This window comes from Rhizobium sp. CIAT894 (assembly GCF_000172795.2).
GTDB lineage: Bacteria > Pseudomonadota > Alphaproteobacteria > Rhizobiales > Rhizobiaceae > Rhizobium.
Genome location: NZ_CP020947.1, coordinates 1250037 through 1276044 on the forward strand (window position 1 = coordinate 1250037; position 26008 = coordinate 1276044).

General features: G+C 61.8%; 31 protein-coding genes. 16 read left to right on the forward strand and 15 right to left on the reverse strand.

Going from position 1 to position 26008, the window contains the following annotated elements; genetic code table 11:
* Nucleotides 1-191: 191 nt before the first annotated feature.
* The 5 genes from RHEC894_RS06220 (at nucleotide 192) to RHEC894_RS06240 (ending at nucleotide 3804) form a co-directional block, all read left to right on the forward strand.
* Nucleotides 192-1766 (forward strand): Na+/H+ antiporter subunit D, encoded by a 1575-nt coding sequence (locus RHEC894_RS06220; RefSeq protein ID WP_085736639.1) that lies wholly within the window; start codon nucleotides 192-194, stop codon nucleotides 1764-1766.
* Nucleotides 1763-2236, forward strand: a complete 474-nt coding sequence (locus RHEC894_RS06225; RefSeq protein WP_085736640.1) for a Na+/H+ antiporter subunit E — start codon at nucleotides 1763-1765, stop codon at nucleotides 2234-2236. Before RHEC894_RS06220 ends, RHEC894_RS06225 begins: the two co-directional genes overlap by 4 nt.
* Nucleotides 2233-2604 (forward strand): cation:proton antiporter, encoded by a 372-nt coding sequence (locus RHEC894_RS06230; RefSeq protein WP_085736641.1) that lies wholly within the window; start codon nucleotides 2233-2235, stop codon nucleotides 2602-2604. Before RHEC894_RS06225 ends, RHEC894_RS06230 begins: the two co-directional genes overlap by 4 nt.
* A complete protein-coding gene (gene mnhG, locus RHEC894_RS06235) occupies nucleotides 2601-2933 on the forward strand; it encodes a monovalent cation/H(+) antiporter subunit G (protein WP_085736642.1) in 333 nt (110 codons plus the stop codon). Before RHEC894_RS06230 ends, mnhG begins: the two co-directional genes overlap by 4 nt.
* Nucleotides 2934-3372: 439 nt before the next feature.
* The gene (locus tag RHEC894_RS06240; RefSeq protein ID WP_011424588.1) at nucleotides 3373-3804 is read left to right on the forward strand and encodes a MucR family transcriptional regulator; all 432 of its coding nucleotides are present in this window, start codon (nucleotides 3373-3375) and stop codon (nucleotides 3802-3804) included.
* A gap of 273 nt (nucleotides 3805-4077) precedes the next feature.
* Here RHEC894_RS06240 and RHEC894_RS06245 read toward each other — a convergent pair whose 3' ends face one another.
* Nucleotides 4078-4500: a SufE family protein gene (locus RHEC894_RS06245; protein ID WP_010067216.1), complete on the reverse strand. Its 423-nt coding sequence runs from the start codon at nucleotides 4498-4500 to the stop codon at nucleotides 4078-4080.
* 299 nt (nucleotides 4501-4799) lie between these two features.
* Nucleotides 4800-5288: a DUF5330 domain-containing protein gene (locus RHEC894_RS06250; protein ID WP_085736643.1), complete on the reverse strand. Its 489-nt coding sequence runs from the start codon at nucleotides 5286-5288 to the stop codon at nucleotides 4800-4802.
* A gap of 410 nt (nucleotides 5289-5698) precedes the next feature.
* Between RHEC894_RS06250 and RHEC894_RS06255 the strand changes: the two genes are divergently transcribed.
* The 3 genes from RHEC894_RS06255 to RHEC894_RS06265 all read left to right on the forward strand — a co-directional run bounded on the left by RHEC894_RS06255 (nucleotide 5699) and on the right by RHEC894_RS06265 (nucleotide 8826).
* Nucleotides 5699-7279 (forward strand): HAMP domain-containing sensor histidine kinase, encoded by a 1581-nt coding sequence (locus RHEC894_RS06255; RefSeq protein WP_245339501.1) that lies wholly within the window; start codon nucleotides 5699-5701, stop codon nucleotides 7277-7279.
* Nucleotides 7251-8174, forward strand: coding sequence for a peptidoglycan-binding domain-containing protein (locus RHEC894_RS06260; protein WP_085736645.1), 924 nt, complete (start codon nucleotides 7251-7253; stop codon nucleotides 8172-8174). Before RHEC894_RS06255 ends, RHEC894_RS06260 begins: the two co-directional genes overlap by 29 nt.
* 307 nt (nucleotides 8175-8481) lie before the next feature.
* A complete protein-coding gene (locus tag RHEC894_RS06265; protein ID WP_085738877.1) occupies nucleotides 8482-8826 on the forward strand; it encodes a DUF1491 family protein in 345 nt (114 codons plus the stop codon).
* Nucleotides 8827-8853: 27 nt separating this feature from the next.
* Here the strand turns inward: RHEC894_RS06265 and RHEC894_RS06270 are convergent, their stop codons facing one another.
* A complete protein-coding gene (locus tag RHEC894_RS06270; RefSeq protein WP_085736646.1) occupies nucleotides 8854-9903 on the reverse strand; it encodes a DUF2336 domain-containing protein in 1050 nt (349 codons plus the stop codon).
* A 252-nt stretch (nucleotides 9904-10155) separates the two neighbouring features.
* Nucleotides 10156-10362: a hypothetical protein gene (locus tag RHEC894_RS06275; protein ID WP_085738878.1), complete on the reverse strand. Its 207-nt coding sequence runs from the start codon at nucleotides 10360-10362 to the stop codon at nucleotides 10156-10158.
* A gap of 560 nt (nucleotides 10363-10922) precedes the next feature.
* Between RHEC894_RS06275 and RHEC894_RS32870 the strand changes: the two genes are divergently transcribed.
* The gene (locus RHEC894_RS32870; RefSeq protein WP_164517668.1) at nucleotides 10923-11090 is read left to right on the forward strand and encodes a hypothetical protein; all 168 of its coding nucleotides are present in this window, start codon (nucleotides 10923-10925) and stop codon (nucleotides 11088-11090) included.
* A 14-nt stretch (nucleotides 11091-11104) separates the two neighbouring features.
* On the opposite strand, the gene RHEC894_RS06285 is transcribed toward RHEC894_RS32870, so the two are convergent.
* From RHEC894_RS06285 to RHEC894_RS06295, 3 genes are all read right to left on the reverse strand, one after another.
* Entirely contained in the window at nucleotides 11105-11653 is a 549-nt protein-coding gene (locus RHEC894_RS06285) for a hypothetical protein (RefSeq protein ID WP_010067782.1), read from the reverse strand.
* A complete protein-coding gene (locus RHEC894_RS06290) occupies nucleotides 11646-12233 on the reverse strand; it encodes a DUF1214 domain-containing protein (protein ID WP_085736648.1) in 588 nt (195 codons plus the stop codon). The genes RHEC894_RS06285 and RHEC894_RS06290 overlap by 8 nt, the downstream gene beginning before the upstream one ends.
* A gap of 334 nt (nucleotides 12234-12567) precedes the next feature.
* The gene (locus tag RHEC894_RS06295) at nucleotides 12568-14754 is read right to left on the reverse strand and encodes a PBP1A family penicillin-binding protein (protein ID WP_085736649.1); all 2187 of its coding nucleotides are present in this window, start codon (nucleotides 14752-14754) and stop codon (nucleotides 12568-12570) included.
* 194 nt (nucleotides 14755-14948) lie between these two features.
* On the opposite strand from RHEC894_RS06295, the gene RHEC894_RS06300 reads away from it, so the two are divergent.
* From RHEC894_RS06300 to RHEC894_RS06315, 4 genes are all read left to right on the forward strand, one after another.
* Entirely contained in the window at nucleotides 14949-15425 is a 477-nt protein-coding gene (locus RHEC894_RS06300; RefSeq protein ID WP_010068262.1) for a YcgN family cysteine cluster protein, read from the forward strand.
* A gap of 271 nt (nucleotides 15426-15696) precedes the next feature.
* Nucleotides 15697-16680 (forward strand): TerC family protein, encoded by a 984-nt coding sequence (locus RHEC894_RS06305; protein ID WP_085736650.1) that lies wholly within the window; start codon nucleotides 15697-15699, stop codon nucleotides 16678-16680.
* Between the two features lie 43 nt (nucleotides 16681-16723).
* Complete coding sequence (locus RHEC894_RS06310) at nucleotides 16724-17026, forward strand: hypothetical protein (protein ID WP_085736651.1); 303 nt, start codon at nucleotides 16724-16726, stop codon at nucleotides 17024-17026.
* Between the two features lie 27 nt (nucleotides 17027-17053).
* Complete coding sequence (locus RHEC894_RS06315; protein ID WP_085738879.1) at nucleotides 17054-17680, forward strand: exopolysaccharide biosynthesis protein; 627 nt, start codon at nucleotides 17054-17056, stop codon at nucleotides 17678-17680.
* Between the two features lie 19 nt (nucleotides 17681-17699).
* Here the strand turns inward: RHEC894_RS06315 and RHEC894_RS06320 are convergent, their stop codons facing one another.
* On the reverse strand, nucleotides 17700-18260 hold the full coding sequence (locus RHEC894_RS06320; RefSeq protein ID WP_085738880.1) for a TetR family transcriptional regulator: 561 nt from the start codon (nucleotides 18258-18260) through the stop codon (nucleotides 17700-17702).
* A 108-nt stretch (nucleotides 18261-18368) separates the two neighbouring features.
* On the opposite strand from RHEC894_RS06320, the gene RHEC894_RS06325 reads away from it, so the two are divergent.
* A complete protein-coding gene (locus RHEC894_RS06325) occupies nucleotides 18369-19283 on the forward strand; it encodes an SDR family oxidoreductase (RefSeq protein WP_085736652.1) in 915 nt (304 codons plus the stop codon).
* Nucleotides 19284-19291: 8 nt separating this feature from the next.
* Here RHEC894_RS06325 and RHEC894_RS06330 read toward each other — a convergent pair whose 3' ends face one another.
* The 4 genes from RHEC894_RS06330 to RHEC894_RS06340 all read right to left on the reverse strand — a co-directional run bounded on the left by RHEC894_RS06330 (nucleotide 19292) and on the right by RHEC894_RS06340 (nucleotide 22172).
* A complete protein-coding gene (locus RHEC894_RS06330) occupies nucleotides 19292-20395 on the reverse strand; it encodes a fatty acid desaturase (protein ID WP_085736653.1) in 1104 nt (367 codons plus the stop codon).
* Nucleotides 20396-20621: 226 nt separating this feature from the next.
* Nucleotides 20622-20765 (reverse strand): hypothetical protein, encoded by a 144-nt coding sequence (locus RHEC894_RS32875; RefSeq protein WP_164517669.1) that lies wholly within the window; start codon nucleotides 20763-20765, stop codon nucleotides 20622-20624.
* 42 nt (nucleotides 20766-20807) lie between these two features.
* Nucleotides 20808-21200, reverse strand: a complete 393-nt coding sequence (locus RHEC894_RS06335) for a hypothetical protein (protein WP_206427899.1) — start codon at nucleotides 21198-21200, stop codon at nucleotides 20808-20810.
* Nucleotides 21201-21308: 108 nt separating this feature from the next.
* Nucleotides 21309-22172, reverse strand: coding sequence for a LysR substrate-binding domain-containing protein (locus tag RHEC894_RS06340; RefSeq protein WP_085736655.1), 864 nt, complete (start codon nucleotides 22170-22172; stop codon nucleotides 21309-21311).
* Nucleotides 22173-22304: 132 nt separating this feature from the next.
* Here RHEC894_RS06340 and RHEC894_RS06345 point away from each other — a divergent pair, with 132 nt between their 5' ends.
* Entirely contained in the window at nucleotides 22305-22691 is a 387-nt protein-coding gene (locus tag RHEC894_RS06345; protein ID WP_010066194.1) for an ectoine synthase, read from the forward strand.
* A 92-nt stretch (nucleotides 22692-22783) separates the two neighbouring features.
* On the opposite strand, the gene RHEC894_RS06350 is transcribed toward RHEC894_RS06345, so the two are convergent.
* Together RHEC894_RS06350 and RHEC894_RS06355 are read right to left on the reverse strand one after the other, a co-directional pair.
* Nucleotides 22784-23164 carry a VOC family protein gene (locus RHEC894_RS06350; RefSeq protein ID WP_010066195.1) on the reverse strand — a complete coding sequence of 127 codons (381 nt, stop codon included), beginning with the start codon at nucleotides 23162-23164 and terminating at the stop codon, nucleotides 22784-22786.
* A 179-nt stretch (nucleotides 23165-23343) separates the two neighbouring features.
* Nucleotides 23344-23961, reverse strand: coding sequence for an NAD(P)-binding domain-containing protein (locus tag RHEC894_RS06355; RefSeq protein ID WP_085736656.1), 618 nt, complete (start codon nucleotides 23959-23961; stop codon nucleotides 23344-23346).
* Between the two features lie 102 nt (nucleotides 23962-24063).
* Here RHEC894_RS06355 and RHEC894_RS06360 point away from each other — a divergent pair, with 102 nt between their 5' ends.
* Complete coding sequence (locus RHEC894_RS06360) at nucleotides 24064-24948, forward strand: LysR family transcriptional regulator (RefSeq protein WP_085736657.1); 885 nt, start codon at nucleotides 24064-24066, stop codon at nucleotides 24946-24948.
* A 42-nt stretch (nucleotides 24949-24990) separates the two neighbouring features.
* Here the strand turns inward: RHEC894_RS06360 and RHEC894_RS06365 are convergent, their stop codons facing one another.
* Nucleotides 24991-25896, reverse strand: coding sequence for a S1C family serine protease (locus RHEC894_RS06365; RefSeq protein WP_085736658.1), 906 nt, complete (start codon nucleotides 25894-25896; stop codon nucleotides 24991-24993).
* Nucleotides 25897-26008 lie beyond the last annotated feature (112 nt).

Sequence of the window (26008 nt, forward strand, 5' to 3'; positions counted from 1 at the left end):
GGGGAAGATCGGCTGGGAGCGACGTCTCGGACCAGCCAAATGCCTCGGATGGGCGAAGCCGCCTGGCGTGAAATTGATATGTCGGCAAGCGGGTGCGTCTTGCCGATCTCCCCCCTTGTGGGGGAGATGCCCGGCAGGGCAGAGGGGGGTAGCCCGCGGCACGCCCCCTGCTATCCCGGAGGCCGTCCCTGATGGCCGCCCCCACCTCCGCCGTCGATCTCTCCGCCGCCTTGATCACCGCCCCGGTGCCGATCGGCCATTGGCTCGCCGTCCTGCCGGTCGTCCATTGCATCGCGCTCGGCGCCGTCCTTCTGATGCTGCGCGCCTATCCCCGCCTGCAGGCCGGGCTTGCCATAGCGGGCCTTGCGGGCCTGGTGCTGATCGATGCGGCGCTGCTTGCCAAGGTCGCTGCCGAAGGACCGCTCACCATGGTCATGGGGCGCTGGCTGCCGCCTTTCGGCATCGCCTTCACCGTCGATCTGCTCGGGGCGCTGCTGGCTTTCACCTCGGCCCTTGCGGCGCTCGCCGGCGGCATCTATGCGTTGGCCGATATCGGTGAAAGCGGCCGCCGCTACGGTTTCTTTCCGCTGCTCATGCTGCTGATGGCCGGCGTCAGCGGCGCCTTTCTCACTGGCGATGTCTTCAATCTCTATGTTTGGTTCGAGGTGCTGCTGATTTCCTCTTTCGGGCTGATCATCCTCGGCTCAGAACGCGAACAGATCGACGGCGCGCTGAAATATGCGGTGCTGAACCTCATCGCCACGACGCTGTTCCTGATCGGCGTCGGCATCCTCTATGCCGCCTTCGGCACGCTCAACATGGCCGATATCGCCGCAAGGGCGGGGGATTTGCGCGGCACGGCGCCGCTGATGACGCTGGCGAGCCTTTTCCTGCTTGCCTTCGCCATGAAGGCCGCGGCCTTCCCGGTCAATTTCTGGCTGCCCGCCACCTATCATACGCCGCGCATCGTCGTCTCGGCGCTGTTTGCCGGCCTGCTCACCAAGGTCGGCATCTACGCACTGATCAGGGTGATGGTCATGCTGCTGCCGGTGGAAGGAAAAGAGCTCAGCCTGGTGATCGCGCTCGCCGCTGCCGCGACCATTATTGTCGGCGCTCTCGGCGCGCTTGCGGAAAACGATATCCGCAGACTGTTCGGCTATATCGTCATATCCGGCATCGGCAACATGCTTGCCGGGGTCGCCCTCGGTGGCCCCGGCGGCGACCTCGTCGGCGGCATTGGCGGCATCGGCGGCGCGGTCTTCTATGCGCTCCATTCCATGGTGCTGATGACGGCGCTTTATCTTGCCGCCGGCGAGATCGCCCGGCGTGGCGGTGGCTTTGCGCTGTCTGATCTCGGCGGGCTCTATCGGCAAAGCGGCGGCTTTACCGCGCTCTCCCTCGTGCTCTTCCTGGCCGCCTGCGGCCTGCCGCCCTTTTCCGGCTTCTGGCCGAAAGTCATTCTCGTCAAGGCCGCGCTCGATCTTGGTGCCGGGTGGCTGGCGGCGGCAATCCTTGCCGGCGGTTTTCTGACGACGATCGCCTTCGGCCGTCTCTTCCTGCTCGCCTATTGGCGCCCGGCGCCGGTCGTACGGACGCCGTCGAAAGCCGGATGGCGCACCGGCCTGCCGCTTGCCGCACTGACAGCTCTGGTCATCGGCTTCGGCATCCTGCCGGAACGGCTGCTGGCGCTGTCGCAATCGGCAGCCGCCGGCCTTGCCGATCCGCAGGCCTATCTTCATTCGGTCTTCCCTGGAGGCGTGCAATGACCGCCTTTCTCTTCAACCTGCTGCTGGCCATTGCCTGGGTCTCTCTGACCGGCAGCGCCTCGCTGCATAATCTCGTTTTCGGTTTCCTGCTCGGCGCCGTGGCGATCATCATCATCCGCGAGCCTTTCGGCGGCAGAGGATATATCCGCCGTGTCTGCCTGGTGCTTTCGCTTGCTGCGCTGTTCCTGAAGGAATTGTCGCTGTCGGCCTGGAGGGTCACGCTCACCGTCCTCTCGCCCGATATGAAGCTGAAACCCGGTATTTTTGCTTTTCCACTGACGGTGACGAGCGATTTCGAGATTACCTTGCTCGCAAATCTCATCACCCTGACGCCCGGCACGCTTTCGGTCGACGTCTCCAGAGATCGCCGCACGCTCTATGTCCATGCGCTCGATTGTTCCGATCCTGAGACAGCCAGGCGTGATATTGCCAATGGTTTCGAGCGCAAGATCATGGAGGCCTTCCGGTGATCACCCCTGCCGACATCGTTGCCGTCGCATCTTCGGCCGCCCTCATCATCCTCGGCCTGGCGCTGATTCTGACCGTCTGGCGCGTTGTTGCCGGCCCGACCTTGCCGGACCGGATCCTCGCTCTCGATATGCTGACCGGCATATCAATCGGCCTCATCGCCGTCATTGCGGTCAAGACAGGCTTTTCGCTCTATATCGATATCGCCATCTCGCTCGGCCTCGTCGGCTTCCTGGCGACCGTCGCCTTCGCCCGATTCGTGCTGTCGCGCGGCAGCATCAAATCGCCGGCGCCCACATCTCCGGCAAAGGCCAGTTCTTCGACAAAGGCCAGTGCAAAAAAGCGTCACGGAGGAGGGAGGAAGCGATGATGGATTATATCCTCGCTGCCGTCGCCGCTCTGCTGCTGATATCAGGCGCGCTCTTTGCGCTTTCGGCGGCGATCGGCCTGCTCAGGCTGCCCGATCTCTATACGCGCATGCACGCGGCCTCCAAGGTGGGAACGGTCGGCTCCGGCCTGCTGCTGCTTGCCGCCGGCCTCTATTCGCAGGACCTGGCGATTCTCGCCCGCGCCATTGCCGGCTTCGTTTTTCTGTTGCTGACGGCGCCGGTCTCCGCCCATCTGCTGGCGAGAGCCGCCCACCTTTCGGGATATCAGCTCGGCGCCGTCTCGGTGCGCGACGATCTCGGCAAGCGCTGAGCCTATGCCGTTTCGCTGCTTTACCAGATTTATGCAAAACTTATGCACAGGAAGCTGTGAGTAAAGCTTGCCCAAGCGTGCCTTAATTCTTCATCCGTCATTTTTTCTCAAGAAAAACGACAAATAATAATTGGCCTTTTGGCCAAACGATGCTATTTGAAAATGCAAGTAGAGTTCTGATTGTGAATTACAATCGTACTGCTTCCAAGTCCCTCAGTTTTGATTTTTCATGTCTAACTGAGGCCATCGCCTGGGGCATGACGTAGTGGTTTGCAGTCAGGCAGTATAAGAACAGGTCTCGCTCTTCGGAATCTAGGGGTGGATTTCGCGTTTTTCGAAACAGAAGGTCGCTTCCCGTGCTTTTGCTGTTCGCTTCTACGAGGCGGGTCTTTGGCGTGTCAGTCAAAGGCCGTTTGAGCATGCTAACAGGAGAAAAAATATGACGGATATGGCGACCGGCAATGCGCCGGAGCTGCTTGTGGAACTGACGGCCGACATCGTCGCGGCTTATGTCAGCAACCATGTTGTCCCGGTCAGCGACCTGGCTAATCTGATTTCCGACGTGCACTCGGCACTGAGCAACACGTCCGTACCGCAGCCTGCTGCGGCTGTCGTCGAAAAGCAGAAGCCTGCAGTTTCTGTCCGCAAGTCCGTACAGGACGAGCAGATCACGTGTTTGGAATGCGGCGGCAACTTCAAGTCCCTCAAGCGTCACCTGATGACCCATCACAGCCTCTCGCCGGAAGAATACCGCGAGAAGTGGGACCTGCCGACCGATTACCCGATGGTCGCGCCCGCTTATGCCGAAGCGCGTTCGCGCCTGGCAAAGGAGATGGGCCTTGGCCAGCGCCGCAAGCGCGGCCGCGGCTGAGCTTTCGAAAGTATCGACGTCAAAAGCCGGGTCTTGTGCCCGGCTTTTTTGTGTGCCGTTTCAAAGCGATGACAATAATCACTCAGTATTTCGCGCCGCCGAAAATGATTCGAGCGGGCGCTCGGGATAATGTGAGCGATCCCCATCTTACGCTTTGCCGGCGGGCTTCGAATGGCTGCTATACTATGAGCAGGCGATAATATACTCGATTCGGCAGGAGCGCTTTCCGAATCGATTGGCCGGCCTCTCAAAGTCGATCGGCTGCGCTCGCGTTCAGGCCGCGGCTCGAACCCTGGCTTCTTCCCGGATCCTGTTGACCATCGACCGCAGCCCGTTCGAACGCTGCGATGACAGGTTCTCCACCAGGCCGATCTTCGAGAAAATCTCGAAGGCATCGAGACTGGCGATCTCGGCTGCCGTCTTGCCTGAATAGGTGGCAAGCACGATGGCGACAAGGCCGCGCACGATATGGGCGTCGGAATCACCCTCGAACTCCATGACGGGGTTATCGGGATTGCCGGTCGCATGGGTCACCAGCCACACCTGGCTGGCGCAGCCCATCACCTTGTTTTCGGAGGTGCGCTTCTCCTCGGCGAGCTCCGGCAGCGCCTTGCCGAGTTCGATGACATAGCGGTATCGGTCTTCCCAATCGTCCAGGAAGGTGAAGTCGTCGATGATCTGGTCGAGGGATGCCATGGGAAAGCCTTTCAATCTTACCAGTGCATATAGGTGAAAGACCCGCGGATTTGAACCGTTAAAGCAATTTCGGGAAAAGTGTGACGCGGTTTGTCAGGCAAAGCGCACAGCGGTTTTGCCAGGATTGCATCAATAGAGAAAGAAACGCCGTGAGGGATGGGCATCCTCACGGCGCAGCAACATGCTGAAATTAAACAGGGCAGGCACGTCAGGCATGGGGCATTTCCGCGTCATGCGGACCACCGATGCAAGCTGGAAAAAATGGTACGGTTACGGGTGGGTGCCCGCCAGAAATTTCGTCAGATCGCCGGCTTCGGCGTCGGCAGCGGGATCGCGCCGGTCGCCACGGTCTGGGCTTCGTCATCGACCGGCGGACGGTACGGCATCGGCTGGTTCAGCGCTGCCTTTGCTTCGCGCGCCTTCTCCTGAATGGCGGGCGCCGCCAGCGAAGGCATGTTAAGCGCGACCGGCGCCTGAGGTGCGGCGGGTTTTGCGGTCGTCGGCGCCTCGTCCTTGAACTGGCTGTCGAGAAGTTCGTAAGCGACGCGGGCGCCTTCACGGGCCCGGTAGCCAAGCGCAGTGATGGTTTCGGCGCCCTTGGTGCAGACCTCGGGTTTTTCCGAGCACATGCCCGTCAGATAGTCATAGGCGCCGCTTGCCGCCGTGTACGCGTCGGAAAGCTGCAGGTGCGGGCCGCCCGCCAGCGTGTCGGAACTCTCCGTGCTGAAGACGGACAGAAGCACGAGCACAAGGCCAAACCAGAAGGATCCTTTGATCAGAAACCACATTGTCGTTGCCCATCCTGTTTTCCCGTCCGGTTCTTGTCGCCGAATCAGGCCGGTTGTCCGGTGTTTTCACCCTACCGCCAAGTTGCGAATGCCGCTTTTCGAAACTCACGCGCATTTGCGGCAAATTTAGTTCAAATTTTAGCGATCGGCATTTGAGGGACATTTCAGTCGAATGCGAGCGATCGCCGTTAAACATCAGGGCAGCACCTGCTTGCAATTGCAGGGCTTTTGCCGGCTCGCCTTGCCACAGGAGTTAACGCAATGCTGAAATATGAGGAAAATCCGTCGCTTACCTGCTATTAACCACAAAAGGCAAAGAGCCTTCCAGATGCTTCAAAACGGGAATTCCGGCGGTTCCAAGCGGTGAACAGCGCTTTTGCCTTATCCTTTCTTTAAGTCGCCGGGGCCTATTGTCCGGATCGATAGACAGCCTTTTGGGCGGGTATTGCGTGCGTGTATTGAGTGACATTGGCGGCTGGGTGTCGGCGCTCGTAGACCGGGCGGCGACAAGCTGGCTCTCCCGGACGGGTGGCGGCGAAGCCATGCGCCAACGCGAACTCGCGATTCTGCGTCGCCTCGTGCTGTTCTCGTCGGCCGCTCTTATTATCGCTCCTGTCGGCCTGTCGGCGGTCACCAGTCCGGCCGTCGCCCTGCCGGCCGGTGTCGCCATGGTCTGCGCCGCCTTTCTCTTTTCCGCAGTCGGCAGCATCGCGCTCGCCCGTCAGGGTTCGTCCGCCGGTATCGCCACGCAGTCGGCCGAGGATTTCTTCCTTGCCGCCACCCCCGGCCTCGTCTTCTTCCTCGACCCGCACGGCAGTGTGGCGACCGTCGGCGGCCGCGACCGGCGCGATTTCCTCGCCTGGATGCGCGACCCCAAGGGCAGGGGTTTCCTCGAGCAGGTGCATGTCTCCGACCGCATCCTTTTCCTGCAGGCGCTCGACAGCCTGCGCCGGGGCGAGGAGGCTGCGAGCGTCGATCTGCGTCTCGACCGGCCCTCGGTCTCGCGCGATCAACGCCAGTTCGCTTATCTCAGAATGGACATGACCGCCCGGCGCGATGCCGACGGCGAACTTGCCGCCGTCATTGCTCAACTGCGCGATGTCTCCGTCGAGCAGCAACTGCGCGACGAAGCCCATAACCGTGCGGCCGACGCCGAATCGGCAAACGACGCTAAATCGCGTTTTCTCGCGGCCGTCAGCCATGAGCTGCGCACGCCGCTGAACGCCATTCTCGGTTTTTCCGATATCCTGATCGGCGAATATTTCGGCAAATTCGAAAACGACCGTCAGCGCGAATATGTCGGCCTGGTGCGCGAATCCGGCGCGCATCTCCTGTCGGTCGTCAACACCATGCTCGACATGAGCAAGATCGAGGCCGGCCGCTACGAGCTGATGCTCGATGCCTTCGATATATCGAGCTCGGTCAAGTCCTGCGAATCGATGCTGGCATTGCAGGCCAAGACCAAGGGCCTGACGCTGACCAGCCGTATCCAGCGCGGCCTCGGCGAAGTGGTCGCCGATCAGCGCGCCATCCAGCAGATCCTCATCAATCTCGTCGGCAATGCCATCAAGTTCACCGAGGCGGGCGGCGTCGTCTCGGTCGATGCGGCAGCCCGCGACGGCATCCTGAAGCTGACGGTCAGCGATACCGGCATCGGTATTGCGGCCGACAAGCTGGCCTTGCTCGGCCAGCCCTTCGTCCAGATCCAGAACGATTACACCCGCCGCTTCGAAGGCACCGGCCTTGGCCTATCTCTGGTCAAGGGACTGGTGGCGCTGCATGGCGGCCACTTCGCAATGGCCAGCCAGCCGGGCGAAGGCACGATCATCACCATTGAGATCGCGATGGACGGCTCCGGCGCCAAGCGCGCCGAAGACGCCGGTCATGGCGCGACTGTCGAATTTCCGCCGCGGCTGAAGGGCGCGGTCAACACAGGTGCAGAATTGGAAGAGGGGCGTTTCGATGGCCGCGCGCAAGCGAAAATCGCCTAAGGGAAGAAAGGGCCGGCAGCAGCCGGGCCTTCTGATCTCGGGCGCCGCCGCCCTGGGCGGCCTCAGCCTGCAGGGCGCATCCGTGCTCGGCGGTGTCATCGGCCGCAATCCATCGGTCGCCGGCGGCACGATCACCTTTGTCGTCATCTTCTCTTTCGTCGCCGCCAATGCGCTCTGGTATCAGCCAGGCCTCCATCCGCATCCGATTTTCCGCACCCGCGATCCACAGTCTCCGGCCGTGCTCGGCGCGCGTCGCCCGGCCGAGGAGCCGCAGGGCGACGTCACCACCTTCCGGATCGAACGGCCGGAGGATGCCGCCGCCACCACCAATGCAACGCCGGTGCCTGCCGCGCCCGGCCAGCAGCCGAGCCAGCTTGTCATGGATATTCAGCAGCAGCTGGTGCGCCGCGGCCTCTATAACGGCATACCCGATGGCATCATCGGCCCGCGCACCAGTGCGGCCATCCTCTTCTTCGAGGAAACCGTCGGCATGGCCCAGACCGGCGATCCGACGCCGGAGGTGCTGGCGGCGCTGAAGATCGATGCATCGGGCCCTTCGACCGTGCCCGCCGAAAAGCCGCCCGAGGATGTGAGTTCGAAGGCGGCGGCGGAAGACCCGGTGGCAGCGGCGATCCGCAGCGCCGAAAAGACCGTCAAAACCGCTCCTTCGGCCGCAAAGCAGCTTCCATCGAGCGAGATCACCAATGTCGACCTGGTGCTGAAGATCCAGAAGGGTCTTTCCAACATGGCCTATGCCAATGTCGGCGTCGACGGTGTCGCCGGCGAGCAGACCCGCGCGGCCATCCGCCATTTTCAGAAGCACTACAATCTGCCCGAAAACGGCGAGCCGAACCAGGCGGTGCTGAAGAAACTCAAGGAAATCGGCGCGATTTAGAGCATGTCGCGCAAAAGAGTGCAGCGGTTTTGCCAGGCAAAGCGTGAAGTGCTTTTGCCAGGCAAAGCGTGAAGTGCTTTTGCCAGGCAAAGCGTGAAGTGCTTTTGCCAGGCAAAGCGTGAAATGCTTTTGCCAGGCAAAGCGTGAAGTGCTTTTGCCAAGCAAAGCGTGAAATGCTTTTGCCGCAACGACATGCGCAAGAGCAAAGAGCTGAAGCGCGAGACGCGCTTTGGAAACCACCCCTGCCATCTGGAACACCGCCAATCGCCGCATTGCCGTCGCTGGCCGCCCGGTCTATACCGCGCCGATGAGATTACGCGCCGATATCTTCGTTTCCGCCCTGCTGCGCCGCGTCTTCGCCAGCGGCGATTTCGCTGCCGTCGAGAAGAAGGGGGCGGAGGAGGCGGGTGCGATTTTCATCCGCCAGCATTTCCGCGACGGCTTGGAAACGCTCTATGCGCCGGCGCCGCAGAGCGCCTTCGGTGAGGGTGAGGCCGGCGATCGCCTGTTCGAAATCCGCCTGTTGCGCAGCGATCCGGAAGCCGTGCGTGCCATGCTGGAGCGTGAACGCCGCTTCGACCCGGATCTGTGGATCGTCGAGCTGGAGGCAGAGGAATTGGGCGACATCATCCCGCTTGCGCGCGACGGCTGACGTGAAAAGACGCGCGGTGCCTTAAACTCAGCGAGACCGCCGTCCGAGGACGCGCAGGTCGCGTGGCGCCGGCGCCTGATGGATGAAACGGTGGTTTGGCGTTTCCTGCGGGGCCGGCACATCAGGCACATCGGGCTTGTAGGTGTAGCGATCGGCGCGGCGCCAGGCGTCCACGCGTTCGTGGCATTCTTCCGGGTCGAGCGCATCGAGCACCATCCAGCCGCGTGTGACGTTGTGCTGCTGTTCGGCAAGATGCGGATAGAATTTCTCCAGCACGAAGACGGCGTCGAGAAAGCCCATGCCGAGGCTCGTCAGCGTGGTGGCGAGCTGCTGGCCGGAAAGATCGAGCATGATGCGCTCGGCAAGCCAGCGGCTTGCCGACAGCGCATCGGCAAGCGCGGTCGAAAAATGCATCGCCTCGCGCGAGCGGGCGAAGCGCACCAGCAAAGCCTCCTGGATGTCGGTGAGCGTGCGCAGGCCGAGCCTGTCTTCCTCTCTATGCCCGAGATGACCAGCCAGGCCGAGGATGCGTTCGCGCAGCGCCTCTTCATTGGCAATCCGCTGTTCTTCCAGCGCATCCGCCTCGTTGGTCTCCGTCGGCGCCGGCGCAAGCGGCACAGTCTGTGTTTCTGTGATCGGCGCCGACGCGGCCGCCGGCCGCGGCTGGGTCTGGCGAAGTGACACCAGCGCATCGATGACCTTCGGCGAAAGCGAATCGCGGCTGACGATCGCCTTGACATGCGCTGCACCCTGCATGCGCGCGATGGTAATCAGCGTGTCGTCTGCAATTGCCTTGGAGGCGGCAAGAAAAGGGGCGGCGATCTCGATCGGCTGGTTGCCGATGAACAGCGCCACAGCCGCCGGCATGTTCTCGCATTGGGAGAGTGCTGCGACCGCCTGGCGCTTGGCCTCGTCGGAGGAGGCCTGGAAAAGCGGCATGAAAAGCTCGGCAAATTGGCGCAGCTCGGACCGTGTCGGATGCGACAGGTTCTCGAAACTGCTGACAGTCGCCATCAATACCACGTCCTTTTTCCTGACGGCCAAGGGGCCTTCTAGGTCTCGAAACCGGTCACGCACACGAACACCCCGAAAACGCCGAACCAAGGGGAACCACGGGTCGATATGCGTTGGCGGGACGCATGCCGGACCACGTCGGTTATGAACAAATCCTACACCGGTAGGGTTAATGCATGCTGAAGATTTTATTAAAATGCACCAGAAATATACACGCAAGACGTGTCGCGATTTGATGGGCCGGCAATATAAAATTGCCTGCTGGAGCATCGGCGCTGCTGCGATTGTTTATCGCTGATATGACGGTTGAAAAGGTCAGGTGGCCTTGCGATCGTGTAACGCATGCAGCAGCGTTTCGCGGCTGTCGTGACCGGCCTGATAAAGGTCGAGTGCTGCGGATACCGCAAACTGGGCCTCGGCGCTCTTGATGTCGACGTGCTGTTCCACGCACCAGGCATCGAGCGCACTGCGTAGCACGTCGAGATCTTCAGGCGAGAAAGATGAATTCACCAGCAAAGACACAGCGGTGTCCTCCGCATTCCGGCAAGAGCGTGGAAAATCCGCAATCGGCGGAAGATCCGCTGTCGACCGGCGCCCGGAAACGGTGATCGACGAGAGCAACCATACGCGCATTCGATTTGGTCGCAATTAAATATTTTCATGAAGTATTTCTGCAACACTCGCCATTTTGCCGCAGCTAATTCGCTTGGGTCTCCCGCAACTACATGATTTGTCTTTGATTTTATACGCTGGCCCGCATCTGGTGCTTTGCACGAGCGGCATGAAACCAAATCAACTCTCCGCGCGTTACAGGGAAAGTGACGTGAACTGTATTTGGCATCTGCTGAACATTAGTAAACTGTTAACTGTCATCTGTCTCAATTCGGATAGGAACGACGCGATTTGAGTAACTGGATCGTTGAAACTCCTGATCACGGTATTTCAATCTGGTGCCGTGGGAAAGGCGCGAATGCCCTCGGTCCGGCAATCCCGGCACCGCAGGACGCGCCGGCCCGCACATTGGCGGGCAGGGTGAAATCCATCGCAAGTTCATCCGTCTCGGGCAGTGCATGGAGACGAGCATGGCAATAGTAGTCGCATTGGCGGATCGGCTGCCGCGGGCGCCGCGTCGGCCGGACAAGGAGCCCCGCGAAGCCAAGATCCTGTGGTTCACCGGCGTCCGCTACGAGCGCTTGGTCGAGAGTCCGAAACGGCGTCGGGCGTCCGCGCCGCGCGTCAACAAGAAGTAATCGCAGGCGCAACCTCAGCGGGCAGTGAATTGCTCGCAGCCGGCTCCCGTCAGGAAGTTTCGTGCCGCCTCATCGAAACTTGCCTGCGGCGCCAGCGTCCGCAGCACGGCATAACCGTCCGGCCGTGCCATCTCCACCAGGATCGCCTGCTGCAATTCCTGCGGCAGGTTCTTGCGCAGGTCGGTCAGCTGAATCGGACCTCCGGCCAGCACGTCGAGCGCGCCGCCGACCGACGTCCTGTCGTTCATGCTGAAGACCTCGTTGGAGGCGCTGTCGTAAATCGCGATGGACCAGAAAGGCACATTGCCCTTGGCGGTGAAATGCACCGGCGCATCCTCGACGTCGAAGGAGCAGACGGCGGTGCGCAGGAAGGGGTCGCCATTGGCAAGGCCTGCCTCGTCATACTGGTCGCCGAGCAGATAGAAATTGTTGAGGTCGCCCTCTGCCTCCACACGGGTCGCCGCATCCCTGCCGGTGAAATGCGGCAGCGACAGGATGATGACGAGGTGCAGCAGCGCTGCGCCGAAAAGCCCGGTCAGGATGGCGAAGAAGATCCTAAGCATTGCCGCATCCGGTCTTGGTGAGCTTCGGCATGGCGAGGTCGATCACCCCGGAACTGCCGGCAGTCGGTGTGTCGAACAGCGTCAGCACCAGCCGGAAGGTTCCGGCCTGCGGCAAGGCCAGCCAGTTGCCCGGCTGCGCGGCGGCGGAGATGTCGATCGAGAAGCTGCTGTCGGGCTGACGCAGCACCGTCCAGGAATTCAGCGCCGAGGGAAGCCCGCTCTTCACCGCCGCCGGATTGCCGCCATTGTCGGCGGTAAAGAGGGTCCACAGCCGGGCAGGCGGCGTCTGCCCGCTGATGCGGTAGCGGCAGCCGGCATTCAGCCGCGCCCCATCGTCATCGACGCTCGCCGTAAAGGTCAGACCCTCGGCGCTGCCATAAAGCAGCTTGCCGGCGCGCGCCCGGTGCGACTTGGCGTAGGGGTCGGCCTCGACCGTCTGCAGCGCCGGAAAAGCCTCCCAGGCGCCGAGCTTGATCGCTCCGAAACCCTGCGTCGCATCCAGCGCATACAGCGAAATCATGATCCCGCCGCCGAAGGCGACGATCAGCGTGATCAGGATGAAGAGGGGGAATCGAAACACGTCAAGACCTTGGAAACCATATCAGATGAAGGGTTACCACTGATTCTGGCAGGGTGGAATGCCGGGCGACGACTTGGGACGTTGATTGATCCCCGGTTATATCCGCGAAGCGGTCATGCCGGGTGCGGCAATAAGGCTGCCCGGTTGGCCTATCCAAGACCCCTCCCCACAAGGGGGAGAGGCTTAACCTGCCGCGCCCGTTTTCCATATCTGCGACGTTTCGAGTGGAACGAGGCGGGCGTTCCGGGTTAGTCCCTCCCCCTTGTGGGGAGGGGTTGGGGAGGGGACTTTCACACAGGCGGATAGGGAAGCCATCGGCGAACTCCGCCGCCAACTACTCCGCGCTCGCCACCTTCGCCGGCGCCAGCGGCGCGGCATTCTTCAGCTTCTCGCCGAGCTTCTTGAGGATGTCGGTCGATTGCACCGAGAGCATGCGTGGCCGGATGAGCTGCGGCAATCCATCCTGCGGCTTGGCGGCGGCAGTCTTGGCGAGATCCTTTTCCGAGGGCAGGGGGTTCTGGATGCCGGGGATGGCGCGCAGCGTCACGCCCTGATGGGCGTAATCCATGGCGCGCTTGAAGGTCATCGCCGGCAGCGAGCCGCCGGTCATCTCGTTGGTCGAGGTGTAGTCGTCGTTGCCGAACCAGACGGCGCAGGTGTAGTTGCCGGTGAAGCCGACGAACCAGGCGTCGCGATAGGCCTGGGTCGTGCCGGTCTTGCCGGCGGTCACGATGCCGTTGTCGAGGGCCGCCTTGCGCGCCGTGCCGACATAGGGAACACGTGACAGCATCTGGTTCATATAGGCGTCGGCCTGTTCCGACAGCACGCGTTTCGCCGCCGGCTCGTCGCGGTCGAAATCATAGAGCACGTCGCCGTCGTAATCGAGGACCTGGGTGATGCCGTGGCGGCGCGACTGGTAGCCGCCGGCCGGGAAGGTGGCATAGGCGGTCGCCTGGTCGAGCACCGTGACTTCGGATGTACCGATCGGGATGGTGACGTCGTCGCGGATCGGCGTTTCGACGCCGAGGTTCTTCGCCATCGCCCGGATCGGCTGGATGCCGAGTTTTTCCTTGGCGAGCCGCACCGGCACGGTATTGATCGACTGGGCGATCGCCGTCTCCAGCGTGATGCGGCCGGCGTAGCGGTTCGCATAATTATGCGGGCTCCAGTTGCCCCAGGAAATCGGCGCGTCGACGATCGTCGTCTGCGGCGTCATTCCGCTCTCCATCGCCACCGAATAGGTGTAGACCTTGAAGGAGGAGCCCGGCTGGCGCAGCGCCTTGGTGGCGCGGTTGAACTGGCTCTCGCCATAATCCCGCCCGCCGACCATGGCGCGCACGGCGCCGCCGTTCTCGATCATCACCATGGCGCCCTGCTTGGCGTGATAGGCCTCGCCATATTCGCGCAGCGACGTTTCGACCGAATCCTCGGCCGCCTGCTGGATGCCCATGTCGATCGTCGTGCGCACGATCAGCGAATGCTGGTGGAAACGCGGCGAAAGCCGCTGCACCTCGTCGAAGGCCCAGTCGAGGAAGAAATCCGGCGATTCCACCTCGTTGCGGTCGACGACGGTCGCCGGGTTGCGCCGGGCGGCGATCACCTGCCCCTCGGTCATCAGCCCGCTCTGCACCAGATTGGTCAGCACCTCGTTGGCACGCGCACGCGCCGCCGGCAGGTTGACATGCGGCGCATATTTCGCCGGCGCCTTGAACAGTCCGGCCAGCATGGCGGATTCGGCAAGATTCACATCGGTGATGTTCTTGCCGAAATAGAATTGCGCCGCCGCGGCTGCGCCAAAAGTGCCGCCGCCCATATAGGCGCGGTCGAGATAGGTAGAAAGGATTTCCTTCTTGGAAAGGTTGGCCTCGAGCCAAAGCGCCAGGAAGGCTTCGGTGACCTTGCGGTCGATCGAGCGCTCGTTGGAGAGAAACAGGTTCTTGGCGAGCTGCTGGGTCAGCGTCGAGCCGCCCTGCACGACTTCGCCGGCCTGGGCGTTGGTGACCATGGCGCGGAAGAGACCGATGGCGTCGATGCCGAAATGGTCGAAGAAGCGCCGGTCTTCGGTGGCGAGCACCGATTTGATCAGCGAATCCGGCAGCTCGTCGATCGGCACGGAATTCTGGTGGATGACGCCGCGATGGCCGATGACGTTGCCGTAGCGGTCGGTGAAGGTGACGGCGAAATCGCCGCGGTTGCGCCAGTCCTCCTTGGTCGCCTCGAAGGCCGGCTGGGCAAGCAGCAGCATCAGCACCGAACCGGCCGCCCCGAGCGTCAGCCCTTCACCGGCGAGTTCGAAGACCATGCGCTTCCAGCCGCGCACCCGGAAGCGGCGGAAGAAGATGGTGATGTCTTCCCAGATCTCGGCGGCGCGGAAGCCGGCGTTCCAGACGGTCGAGTCGATCCAGGAGTCGATGCGAAGCAGAATGTGACGGTTCTTCGCCGGCCGTTTGCCGGCCGCGTCGTTCACCACTTTTTCCGGCCCATTTTCTGGCCCGTTTTTTGGGTTGTCCGGATCCTGCACGTCCTGTATTCCCGCCTGATCGCGCTTGCCTCATGTCCGTCCGTCGGAAGGCGATGGAACGCAAGCCTGCATATGGCCGCAAAGCTCTCCGATATCAGGAGCATGCTGAAGAATTGATTGATTTTGTGGCCGATAACAAGAGAGATGCATGACGGTCACGTGAATTTGCGGGCCGCTGTTGCAAGAAACGAACGATGATCGATCTGCCCTTCTGGAAGCGCAAGACGCTTGCCGAAATGACCGTTGCCGAATGGGAAAGCCTCTGCGACGGCTGCGGCCTCTGTTGTCTCAACAAGATCGAGGAATGGGATAGCGGCGATATCTATTTCACCTCGGTCAGCTGCAAGCTGCTCGATGGCGAAAGCTGTCGCTGTTCCAGCTATCAGAACCGCTGGGATTTCGTGCCGGACTGCGTGCAGCTGACGAAGGAGAATGTGCCCGATATCGCCTGGCTGCCGCCGACCTGCGGCTACCGGCTGGTCAATGAGGGCCGCGATCTCTATTGGTGGCATCCGCTCGTCTCCGGCGATCCGGAAACCGTTCATGCTGCCGGCATTTCCGCCCGCGGCCGCACGATCAACGAAACCGAGATCGATATCGACGATCTCGAGGATTACGTCGTCGACTGGCCGCTGACCGTGGGCGAGGCGAAGGACGAGGAGGAGGCCTGATCCGGCGCCGAATGCATGTCGCCCGGAAGTGTGCGGCGGTTCCGGGATAACGACATGCATAAAAACAAAGAGCTAAAGCGCGTCGCATGAATCAAGTTTAGTGCGACGCGCTTTACCGCCGATAAAATTGGCAGTGGCACCGCTTGATTGTTGAAAAGTGAGACCCTACCTGCGGTGGGACCCGCTGGTCCGGGCCCCTCTGGCGAGAGCTTCGGCACTCTTGCGATGTCGGACCTCTTCTCCGACAACCAGTGCCGACAGGGGACTATCCTTGAATCTCTCTTTTCTGTTCGCCGAGTGGCTGGGAACGCCGCTCTGGATGTGGTCGAGCTTTTTCGTCCTCGTCATCGCCATTCTATCCTTCGACCTCGGTATTCTTCATAAGCAGAACAAGGAAATCGGCGTCGGCGAAAGCATCAAGCTTTCTGCCCTCTATATCGCCCTCGGCCTGACCTTCGGTGGCTGGGTATGGTGGTATCTCGGTTCTGAGGCCGGCCTTGCCTATATGACGGGCTTCGTTGTCGAAAAGACGCTGGCGCTCGACAACGTCTTCGTCATCGCCCTGATCTTCTCGTTCTTTGCCGTGCCGCGCCTCTACCAGCATCGTGTGCTCTTCTGGGGTATCCTCGGCGTCATCGTGCTGCGTGCCATCATGATCGGTGTCGGCGCCACGCTGGTCGCCGAATTCGCCTGGCTTCTCTATATCTTTGCCGCGTTTCTGATCGTGACCGGCATCAAGATGCTGGTCGTCAAGGAGGCTGAGCCCGACGTCTCGAAGAACGTGCTCGTCCGCTTCATGCGCAGCCGCTTCAACGTCACCGAGGAACATCATGGCGAGCGGTTCTTCGTCAGAAAGGCAAACCCGAAGACGGGCAGGATGACCTGGTTCATCACGCCGCTGTTCATGGCGCTCGTCATGGTCGAAGTGGCCGACGTCATCTTCGCCGTCGATTCTGTTCCCGCGATCTTTGCCATCACCACGGATCCCTTTATCGTCTACACCTCGAACATCTTCGCGATCCTCGGCCTGCGCGCCCTGTATTTCGCGCTCGCGGCGATGATCCATCGCTTCCGCTACCTGAAGCCGGCGCTCGCCATCGTGCTGATCTTCATCGGCTCGAAGATCTTCCTGGCCGATCTCCTGGGTCTTGAAAAATTCCCGGCCGCGCTGTCGCTCGGCATCACCTTCGCGATCATCGCTGCCGGCGTGGTCTGGAGCCTCCTCAAGACGCGGGATCCGCAACAGCCCGCCTGAGCGGGCGCTGCATACCGACACCTGACAAAGGAAGGAAACAGATATGATCTCGAATTTCATCGGCTGGATTTTTGCCCTGCTCGTCGTCGATCCGCTGCAGGCCGAGATACAGGAACAGGTTGAGCGCGCCCGGCTTCCCGTGGAGATCGTCAGCCAGTCCCAGGCCTGTCTGGCGTCCCAGGGGCCGCAGCTCATCAAGCGTGCGGCCGGGGACTACGGCTGGGCGGCGGCCACGGTCGTCAGTATCGCGATCGGCCACACCTCGCCGGTCGAGCTTCTCGATGGCAAGGACCCGCAATGCGCAGCCATCATCGGCGTCCTGAGCGGGGCTGGCGCGGCTGCGTAACGGCAGCGGGCTGGAATGGACCGCATGATGTCTGATCAGGACGGAAATAGACGCACGCCGCGCGGTGTGGCCACCGCGCGGCTTCGGGAGATGCTGGAGCTCGCCCGGGTGAAGGGCGGCCTCTCGATCGGTGAGGCGCTGGAGGCGATGGGCCCGACCAGCATCGCTTTCACCATCCTGTTCCTGGCAATCCCGGCGCTGACCCCGATTCCCGGCCCGTTCGGGATGGTGTTCGGCACGGCGCTGGCGCTGGTCTCCCTGCAGATCGTCGCGGGCGGCCGGAAGGTGTGGCTGCCCGCCGTCCTCCGCAATCGCCAGGTTTCGCCTGCCGTACTCGATCTCGTCGTCGGTCACGCGGTTCCGGTGATCGCCCGGGTGGAGAAACTCGTGCGCGCCGGCCGGCTGGAACTGTTCACAGGCCCGAAGGTGCAGGCGCTGCTTGGCATTCCTGTCTTCCTGCTCGCGGTCGTGATCGCGCTGCCGATCCCGTTCGGCAATATTCTGCCGGTATTCTCGCTGGTGGTCCTGGCCGTCGCCCTGATGGAGCGGGACGGTCTTGTCACCCTGATCGGACTGCTGCTCACATCGGCGACGATCGGCGTGACCGTTGCTTTGGTTTATTTTATCAACGCGATGTTGGTCGCTGCCTATTAGGCGAAATGCCCGGGCAGGCTCAGGATGTCACCGCGGCGAGGAAGTGCCGCAATTCCGCCTCCACATAGGCGTTCACCGGTCCGCCTGCACCAAATCCCCACCAGGTGAGCGAGCCCTGCCATTGCGACAGCATCAGCCGGGCGATGGTCTCCGGTGCGCTTGCCGATGCGAAACATCGCGCGATTGCCGCCGTCAGCGCGGTTCCCCAGGCCGCACCGCGGGCCCGCAGCACCGGATCGCGGAAGTCCTCGCGAAGCACCAGCAATCCTTCGCCATAGGCAGCGGCATTGTCGCCGTAATCCTGCGACAGGCCGACGAGCAGCGCGACGGCGCCTTCCGGGGTTTTCGGCACGCTTTCGGCAAGCCTCGCCGTCTCCGCATCCAGCCGGTCCCAGGCATAGAGCAGGGCGGCCCGCAGCATCGCCGCCTTCGTCGCGAAACGCTGCACCAGCGTCGAGCCGGAAAGGCCGCTGGCTTTGGCAACCGCCGCAAAGGTCGCCGCATCAGGCCCTTCGGAATGAATGAGCGCCAGCACCATGGCGAGAAGCTGCTCATCGGACAGTGTGCGGCGGCGCGGCATGACATTCCTCTTGCATTTGCCAGGTTTATAAACGATCATTCGTTTATAAACAATACCGGCGGATCCGCCGATCGAACTGAAATCTTGTCTAGCCGGGAGGATGGAGAGGTGACAGCACAGTTGCGGGAGAAAGTGGCTTTGGTGGCGGGCGCGACACGTGGCGCCGGCCGCGGCATCGCGGTGGAACTGGGCGCTGCCGGCGCCACCGTCTATGTCACGGGTCGCACGACGCGCGCCCGGCAATCCGAATATATGCGGCCGGAGACGATCGAGGAGACGGCCGAGCTGGTGACGTCGGCAGGCGGCAGGGGCATTGCCGTGCCGGTGGATCATCTCATCGCGCCGGAGGTCGAGGCGCTGGTTGCCCGTATTCGTGGCGAGGCCGGCCGGCTCGATATTCTCGTCAACGACATCTGGGGTGGTGAGAAGCTGTTCGAGTGGGACAAATCCGTCTGGGAGCATTCGCTGGACAAGGGTCTGCGCATGCTGCGGCTCGGCATCGACACCCATCTGATCACCGCCCATTACGCGCTGCCGCTGATGATCGAGCGGCCGGGCGGACTGCTGGTGGAAATGACCGACGGCACGGCGGATTATAATGCCACGCATTACCGGCTGTCGCCCTTCTACGACCTGGTCAAGACGGGCGTCACGCGCATGGCCTGGGCGCATGCCCAGGATCTGGCAAAACACGGCGCCACTGCCGTTGCGATCACGCCCGGCTGGCTGCGCTCCGAAATGATGCTGGATGCCTATGGTGTCGGCGAGGAGAACTGGCGAGACGCGACCAAGGTGCAGCCGCATTTCGCCATTTCCGAAACGCCGCGCTTCGTCGGCCGTGCGGTTGCGGCCATATCAGCCGATCCCGACCGCGCCCGCTGGAACGGTCAGTCGCTGTCGAGCGGCGGCCTGGCCAAGGTCTACGGCTTCGACGATGTCGACGGTTCACGGCCGGATTGCTGGCGCTACTTGATAGAGGTCCAGGAGCCCGGCAAACCGGCCGATGTGACCGGCTACCGCTGAAGCGCCGTTTATCCCGCGGCTGCGAGCCGTGCCGCCTCGCGAAACGACACCAGCCGCTTCGTCTGCTCGTCCCACAGCACCAGCTTGACGCAGCGCAGGCTGTCCATGAGCGTGATGCGGCCGATATCGGCGAGTTCGGGATGGTCCCGCAGCACCTCGGGCAGCCGGTAATAGGGCACCCGGCTTGACAGGTGATGCACATGGTGGATGCCGATATTGCCGGTGATCCAGCGCAGCACCGGCGGCAGGTCGTAATGCGAGGCGCCGTGCAGGGCCGCATGCTGGAACTGCCAGTCCGGCTTCTTCGACCAATGCGTTTCCTCGAACTGATGCTGGACGTAGAACAGCCAGACGCCGGCCGCACCTGCCAGAAGTACGATCGGCAGATGCACCAGCAGGAAGGGGACGATCCCGACCGCCCAGATCAGCAATGCGGCGGCCACTGCGATGGCAAGATTGGTCGCCATGGTCGAGATCCAGGGTAGGGCGCCGGAGCGCATCATGCCGAAAGGCAGGCGCTGCTTGATGATGAACAGCCATGCCGGTCCGATCCCGAACATCACCGCCGGGTGCCGGTAGAGCCGGTAGCCGAGCCGGCCCCAGCGCGACAGCGCATTATATTCGGCGATCGTCAGCGTCTCGATGTCGCCGACGCCGCGCTCGTCGAGGTTTCCGGCCGAGGCGTGGTGTTCCGCATGCGCCCGGCGCCAATAATCGTAGGGCGTCAGCGTCAGAATGCCGATCGTGCGTCCCACCCAGTCGTCGAGGCGGCGACGGGCGAAAAACGAGCCGTGGCCGCAATCATGCTGGATCATGAACAGTCGCAGCAGGAAAGCGGCTGCGGGGATGACGAGGATCAGGCCGGGCCAGAAGCTATAGTGAACGGCCGCCCATGCGGCAGCCCAGAACAGCGCAAAGGGGATGGCCGTGACGGCAAGCTCGAAGGCGCTGCGTGCCGCTCTCGGCTGGCGGTATCCGGCAAGGATCTTCAACCAGGCCTTCTCGGCGAAAGGGGCGGTTTGTCCTGCGGGTTTTTCCGGGTTTTCACCAGGTGCGTCGAAAGTGGCGACCTGAATTTCCTCGCTCTCGTAGCGGCGTGCGGATTCGATCACTAGAGAACGCCGTGAAAGGCAGCGGCCGGCGACGGAGCGTCGACGCGGCCAATTGTTTGAGCAAGAGTCATGCTAAGTGGGTACCTTCCGGCCTATTCGAAAACACGGGTCATTCCTTGCGCGTCCGGAAGGACGCGCCGCCGCTTTTAACCGCACATCATCCCCAGCGCAAATCGATTGCGCTGCTCTGCGCCGGCGAAGGCGAGAGGCCGCGGGCGATGCAAGCCTATTTCTTCGGAGCACTGCCGTGCGGTGCGCTCTGGGTCGCCGTCTTCATCTGATTGGCGAATGTATTATCCCCTTTCGCCGCCTGCTTGTCCTTCTTCGGCTTCCGGACCTCGCGGTTGCTTCTCAGCTGTCCCTTTGCCATGGATGAATCTCCCTCTGGATCGAAATTGAAGGCGATAGCGCTTTACCCGCCCCTGAACGAACCCGAGGCGCGGCGCTCGCGGGGCAATCCCTGTATAGCATAGCGATTGCAGACGGGTGTGACCGGTTTCGGTGGTTTCTTCGGTTTGCCGAAATAATAGTCGAGTGCCTGTGACAGCATGGCCGGTGAGGTGACACCCTCCTGGAACAGTCTGATCAGCAGCACGGCTGCGACGTTGAAGAGCTCTTCGCCGTCGGCCGTGATCTTGGCGTCGTAGCCGGCGGCATCGAGCACGCCCTGAAGCATGTCGAGATCGCAGGATGTCAGATACGGCCTTTTGGAGGTGGAAGACATCGGTCCTCCTTTCGTCGGGGCGAGGGTATTCAAACCCTCAGTCGGCAGCGCCCGTGTAATGGCTGCCGACGCTGAAACCATGCGCCTTTCGCCGAGGCAACGCAACGGGATTCTTGGCTCCGAAGGAGGCGCCCGCACATGGGCCGCGTCTCGATTTCAAGAGAGGCGGCCTGATCCCCAGCCTGTCATCTATTCAATGACGGATTTGAACCATGTGCTGAAGGCGGAAATTGACTTTTGGGGCGACGCCTTGCGGATCAGAAAGTAATTCTCGTGTTCGAGAATCGGGATGTCCGAGAGGATGACGAGATCGCCGCTTTCGATTTCGCGGCGGCATAACTCGACCGGACAAAGTGCCACGCCATGACCGGCAATGACGGCCGTTGCGAGCAAATTGAAGTCTTGAAACACCGGTCCCTTCAGCGTTTGGGTGAACGGCACGCCGGCCTTGTCGAGCCACTGCGCCCAGTGCGCCGCGGTCTCGTCATGCAGCAGATCTGCCGCTGCGATCTGCGTTGCCTGGGGGAGGCTGCCCTTTCGTTCGAGATAGCGCGGGCTGGCGACAGGTCGAGCGGCACGGGAGAAAAGCGGCTGGCAAACGACGCCTTCGGAGGTGTCGGCGCCGAGTGTGATCAGGATGTCGCAGCCGGTTTCACGCAGGCGCTGTTCGGCCATGGCGTAGACCACCTTTATTGTGACATCCGGATGCCCGGCGAGGAAATCGCCGAGTGACGGTATGAGCCATCGCGTCGCGATGGACGGGATGCAGGCGACGGTGATCTCGGATCTGGTGCTCAGCTTCAGCAATTCCGCTTCGGCAGAAATTCGCTCGAAACTGCTCGATAGGATCTCGGCAAACCGCTTAGCCTCGGGTGCCAGCCGCACGCCGCGTTTTTCACGCAGAAACAAGGCGCGCCCGAACCATTCCTCCAAATGCCGGATCTGATGGCTGATCGCCGCATGGGTAACGCGCAATTCGTCGCCGGCGCGCGAGAAGCTGGAGAGACGCGCCGCTGCTTCGAATGCTCTCAATGCGCCGAAAGGGAGCGTCATCTGTAAGTTTTCCTCACCTGTTTGATGAGGAATCATCATTTGTCCAATCAGGAAAATCAAGAGACTATAGCTGCGAGAAGCAGATCTCCATAACGGATTGTATGTCAAATTTTCTTACATAAGGAGAGCGGAATGTACGTGCGCAGCCTGAAGGACGTCGAATCCACGGACCATTTCGTGGAATGGGGCAACGGAACGAGCCATCGTTTGCTGACGGAAAAGGACGGGATGGGCTTTACCGTTTGCCATACGATCGTACGTGCCAACACCGTCTCACTTCTCGAATACCGCCAGCATCTCGAAGCCTGCTATTGCATCGCCGGCGAGGGGGAGGTGGAAGATATGGCGGGCACTGTCTTTCCGATCCGCCAGGGCGATATCTACGTGCTCGACAAGCATGACAAACATCTTCTGCGCGGCGGACGCGACCAGGACTTGATCCTTGTCAGCGTCTTCAATCCGCCTCTTGCGGGATCCGAGCGGCACAATCTGAACGACCCCTCGGGATCGGCTTATTGACATTGGCCGGATAGGGACGGGGTAGGGCCGGATAAAGGAAAGTGCGCGGCTTTCTGCGGTCTCCGGGAGGTCGGCTTGCGGCTGACGGCCTGTTAAAGCTCGCCTTTGTGGAAATAGGCTTCGAGGCGGTAGCCGTCCGGGTCGATGATGAAGGCGGCGTAATAGAATTGCCCGTAATCCGGCCGGATACCTGGTTCGCCATTATCCGTGCCGCCGGAAGCGATTGCCGCCGCGTAAAAGGCGTCGACCGCCGCCTCGTTGGGAGCGACGAAGCAGAAATGCAGTCCGGATCGCATGTCGGCAAGAACGGGCTGTTCGACCTGCATCACCCAGAGGCCGACCTTTTCGGCGCCGTAGCCGATCATGTTGTCCGAATTGGACAGCCGCTCATATCCGAGCGGCGCCAGCGCCGCATCATAGAAACGACGGGCTCTTTCGAGGTCTTTTACGCCGAGCGAGATATGATCGAACATGGACCGCCAACTCCTATAACACGCCGGATCCGGGGTGGTGCGGCATCACCATCTTTCAACCGCTCTTCGAAGTCAACGAAGAGACCCGCCGCTGGGCGGTTGGTCGGCGCGACAACAGCCCCGCCGACCCTTCCGGCCAGCACGAATGGCTGGCCCCGCATGAGCGAGGCCACCTCACGTCAGGCTTTCATGGCAGCCCATTTCGGAGCAATGCCCGTACCGCGGCCCAAGCCGTAACCGAGGCGGATGTTGAGCATGCCCAAGGGCTCGAGCAGACGAGCGGCATCCAGCGATCCCGTCTTCTCGATAGTGAAGCCGGCGTCCTTGACCAGCGCTGCGGCCGTTTCGACGGCATCTTCGTCACCGGCCAGGAAGACCGGAAGAGTGACGGTCTGATCGGGAGAGGCAGCAAAAAGCTCGGCAAAGATCGTGTTGAACGCCTTCACGACCTTGGCGCCTCCGGCTTTGCGCTGGATCTCTTCGGCGGCCGACGTATCATGGCCAAACAGCAGGCCCGAGAAATCAGGTTTGAGCGGGTTGGTGATGTCGATGACAATCTTGCCTTCCAGTTGAGCGGCGCCGGCAAACTCGAGTGCCGAAGCATAAGGCAGCGCCAGCACCACAATGTCGGCTTGCGCCACGGCGCTCGTGATCGGCGCGCTCGAAGCGCCGATCTCCTCTGCCAGCGACGTTGCCGCGGCATCGTTCCGCGATGCGAGGATGAGATCGCGCTTGCCGGCGAGCCGACGTGCCAGGCCGGCACCCATGTTTCCAGTTCCGATAATGGCGGTTTTCATGTGGTCGTCTCCTTCGTGAGATTGAATGTCTCCGATATAGCCGACCGATATCCCATCTTTAATCGCATTGAATGGTTAGACATAATTGCATAAAAGTATCGAATGAGCGATCTTACCAATCTGAAGACCTTTGTCGCCGTCGCGACATCAGGCAGTTTCGCCAAGGCCGCAACACGGCTCAACCTGTCGCCCGCCATGGTCGGCCGACGAATTCAGGCCTTGGAGACGGATTATGGCGTCAAGCTGATCGAGCGCACCACCCGAACCCAGAGGCTCACAGAGATCGGCGTCAGGTTTCTGGAGAGAGCAAGCAGGGTCATCGACGAACTGGAGCAGTTGAACGATATCGCCGGCCCGCAGAACCACGAAATATCCGGCCACCTCCGCATCAGCGGCCCGACCACTCTCGGAGTAAAGCGGCTGGCATCGTCCATTGCTCGCTTCGCCAATCAGCATCCCGCTGTCAGTCTGGAGCTCAGTCTTACGGACCGGAACGTCGATATGATTTCGGAAGGTTATGACCTTGCCATTCGGGTGGCGCATCTGCGCCCGTCTTCCTTGATCGCAAGAAAGATCGGCACTTATCGCTTCGTCTGCTGCGCCTCTCCCGGTTATCTCGGCAAGAATGGCGTGCCGACCCACCCAGAGCAGTTGGAACGGCATCGTTGCATCCTAAGCCTCAACCTCGTCCCACGCGACCAATGGCATTTCGAAGGTCAGGATGGACGGGTGCTCGCGGCGAAGATCAACAGCAATATCGGAATCGACAATGGTGAAGCCATGCGGGTTGCCGCGGTGGAAGATGCCGGCATCGTTTACGCGCCTGAGGTTCTGGTAGAGGAGGACATCGCCGCGGGACGGCTGACCGAAGTGCTCGTCGATTGGGACAAGTACAGCCTGCCAATCCATGCGGTTCACCCGTCGCGGCAGTTCGTGCCGCGCCGGGTAAAGGCGGTGATCGGCTGGATCGCGGGAGATCTCCGTTGATGGAATTCCCCGCAGACAGCGGCCGCGAATGGCGGCGCGGCCTTACTGCAGTTGCGGTTTTTTGAGAAAGCTGTTGCGGTCGGCGGATTTGATGCGCAGCCAGGCTTCCCGGCCGTTCCTGAGGATCCGCATCGGAATCTCGGCGCCGGCCGGGCCGCTGCTCCAGATCTTGCGGTAGAAATCGGCCAGGCCGTCGACCTCTTCGTCGCGGATCTCCGAGATGATATCGCCCTGTCGCAGCCCCGCCTCAGCAGCCGGACCGCCTTCGGCAACGCTCATGACCACGACGCCGCCATTGCTTTCGGCGGAGAATGCGCCGAGCCAGGGCCGCGGCGGCTTGTTGACCTGGCCGCGGTTCAGCAGATCGTCGAGAATTGGCGTCAAGAGGTCGATCGGCACGACCATGTTGATATCGGCGACCTCGTCGCCCTGGCTCATTTGCAGGCGAAGCGAACCGATGCCGAGGAGCTTCCCGTCCGAACCGATCAGCGCCGCACCGCCCCAGGAAGGATGGGCCGGCGCCGTGAAAATCGCCTCATCGAGCAGATATTCCCAGTAGCCGGCAAATTCCTGTCGGGCGACGATGTTGGCCTCGACGAATTCGCCGATGCCGTCGGCAAGCACGACGGGATCGCCGGCCTTGGCGCTTGCCGCGTCGCCGAGATCCACTGCCGGCGCATCGAGCGCCCCCAGCGCCTGCACCAGGCCGAAGCCGCTTTCCTGGTCATAGGCGAGCGCGTGCGCCGGAACGACGCGCCCGTCATGGGTGGTCAGCCAGACCTCTTCGGCCTCGGTGATGAGATAGCCGATGGTCAGCACCAGGCCATTGTCGCGAATGACCACACCGCTGCCTTCCCGGACGGTGCCCAGCGTCTCGGCCGTAAAGGCATCTTCCGGAATGGAGGAACGAACGGCCACGACTGACCGCAGGATTGGATCGATATTCATGCTTTCATCCCGATCGGCGCGACAGGCTGGAAGCCGGCGCCTTCCACCTAGAATAAGTAAGAAGATGGATGGGCGGCGGCAAGACTGCAGGGCGGGAATTTGCCGCGACCGC

What these genes read in the sequence shown, in the direction of transcription:
- RHEC894_RS06220 (WP_085736639.1), top strand. Translation starts at nt 192, where the DNA reads ATGGCCGCCCCCACCTCCGCCGTCGATCTCTCCGCCGCCTTGATCACC.
- RHEC894_RS06225 (WP_085736640.1), top strand. Translation starts at nt 1,763, where the DNA reads ATGACCGCCTTTCTCTTCAACCTGCTGCTGGCCATTGCCTGGGTCTCT.
- mnhG (WP_085736642.1), top strand. Translation starts at nt 2,601, where the DNA reads ATGATGGATTATATCCTCGCTGCCGTCGCCGCTCTGCTGCTGATATCA.
- RHEC894_RS06240 (WP_011424588.1), top strand. Translation starts at nt 3,373, where the DNA reads ATGACGGATATGGCGACCGGCAATGCGCCGGAGCTGCTTGTGGAACTG.
- RHEC894_RS06245 (WP_010067216.1), bottom strand. Translation starts at nt 4,500, where the DNA reads ATGGCATCCCTCGACCAGATCATCGACGACTTCACCTTCCTGGACGAT.
- RHEC894_RS06250 (WP_085736643.1), bottom strand. Translation starts at nt 5,288, where the DNA reads ATGTGGTTTCTGATCAAAGGATCCTTCTGGTTTGGCCTTGTGCTCGTG.
- RHEC894_RS06260 (WP_085736645.1), top strand. Translation starts at nt 7,251, where the DNA reads ATGGCCGCGCGCAAGCGAAAATCGCCTAAGGGAAGAAAGGGCCGGCAG.
- RHEC894_RS06265 (WP_085738877.1), top strand. Translation starts at nt 8,482, where the DNA reads ATGAGATTACGCGCCGATATCTTCGTTTCCGCCCTGCTGCGCCGCGTC.
- RHEC894_RS32870 (WP_164517668.1), top strand. Translation starts at nt 10,923, where the DNA reads ATGGCAATAGTAGTCGCATTGGCGGATCGGCTGCCGCGGGCGCCGCGT.
- RHEC894_RS06285 (WP_010067782.1), bottom strand. Translation starts at nt 11,653, where the DNA reads ATGCTTAGGATCTTCTTCGCCATCCTGACCGGGCTTTTCGGCGCAGCG.
- RHEC894_RS06300 (WP_010068262.1), top strand. Translation starts at nt 14,949, where the DNA reads ATGATCGATCTGCCCTTCTGGAAGCGCAAGACGCTTGCCGAAATGACC.
- RHEC894_RS06310 (WP_085736651.1), top strand. Translation starts at nt 16,724, where the DNA reads ATGATCTCGAATTTCATCGGCTGGATTTTTGCCCTGCTCGTCGTCGAT.
- RHEC894_RS06315 (WP_085738879.1), top strand. Translation starts at nt 17,054, where the DNA reads ATGTCTGATCAGGACGGAAATAGACGCACGCCGCGCGGTGTGGCCACC.
- RHEC894_RS06320 (WP_085738880.1), bottom strand. Translation starts at nt 18,260, where the DNA reads ATGCCGCGCCGCCGCACACTGTCCGATGAGCAGCTTCTCGCCATGGTG.
- RHEC894_RS32875 (WP_164517669.1), bottom strand. Translation starts at nt 20,765, where the DNA reads ATGGCAAAGGGACAGCTGAGAAGCAACCGCGAGGTCCGGAAGCCGAAG.
- RHEC894_RS06335 (WP_206427899.1), bottom strand. Translation starts at nt 21,200, where the DNA reads ATGGTTTCAGCGTCGGCAGCCATTACACGGGCGCTGCCGACTGAGGGT.
- RHEC894_RS06340 (WP_085736655.1), bottom strand. Translation starts at nt 22,172, where the DNA reads ATGACGCTCCCTTTCGGCGCATTGAGAGCATTCGAAGCAGCGGCGCGT.
- RHEC894_RS06345 (WP_010066194.1), top strand. Translation starts at nt 22,305, where the DNA reads ATGTACGTGCGCAGCCTGAAGGACGTCGAATCCACGGACCATTTCGTG.
- RHEC894_RS06350 (WP_010066195.1), bottom strand. Translation starts at nt 23,164, where the DNA reads ATGTTCGATCATATCTCGCTCGGCGTAAAAGACCTCGAAAGAGCCCGT.
- RHEC894_RS06355 (WP_085736656.1), bottom strand. Translation starts at nt 23,961, where the DNA reads ATGAAAACCGCCATTATCGGAACTGGAAACATGGGTGCCGGCCTGGCA.
- RHEC894_RS06360 (WP_085736657.1), top strand. Translation starts at nt 24,064, where the DNA reads ATGAGCGATCTTACCAATCTGAAGACCTTTGTCGCCGTCGCGACATCA.
- RHEC894_RS06365 (WP_085736658.1), bottom strand. Translation starts at nt 25,896, where the DNA reads ATGAATATCGATCCAATCCTGCGGTCAGTCGTGGCCGTTCGTTCCTCC.